A 470-nucleotide genomic window follows, 5' to 3' on the forward strand; every position below is an offset into this window, starting at 1 on the left:
GTTCTGTCTGTTGCTTCGGATGCAGGCTATGACCTTTCTTCCATCGCAACACGGCTGCAGCAAGGCCCGGCGTCCGGCGACTGACATATGGAAGCGCTATCTCTGCTGCAGTTGGTTCTGGGCGGCCTGTCTGGCGTCCTGGTCGGCTTCGTCCTGGGCGTGGTCGGTGGGGGCGGATCCATCCTGGCGGTACCACTGATGCTCTACGTGGTCGGAGTGGGAGATCCGCATGTGGCTATCGGCACCAGCGCCCTGGCAGTAGCGGTCAATGCGGTGTCGAATCTGGTGATACATGCCCGTAGAGGGAACGTTCGCTGGCCTTGTGCCTCGGTCTTCGCTCTGGCGGGGATCGCGGGCGCATACCTGGGTTCCAGCTTGGGCAAGGCGTTCGACGGCAGGAGCCTGTTGGCGCTGTTTGCTGTGGCTATGATCGTTGTCGGCATCGCCATGCTTCGCAGGCGCAACACGCC

The 470-nt window shown here is 62.6% G+C and carries 1 protein-coding gene; it reads left to right on the top strand.

The annotated features are described in order from the left end of the window. Positions 1–87 precede the first annotated feature (87 nt). A partial coding sequence (locus D7V77_RS42495; RefSeq protein ID WP_199734009.1) for a sulfite exporter TauE/SafE family protein occupies positions 88–470 on the top strand: 383 nt, incomplete at its 3' end.

This window comes from Corallococcus sp. CA041A (assembly GCF_003612075.1).
Classification (GTDB): Bacteria; Myxococcota; Myxococcia; order Myxococcales; family Myxococcaceae; genus Corallococcus; species Corallococcus exiguus.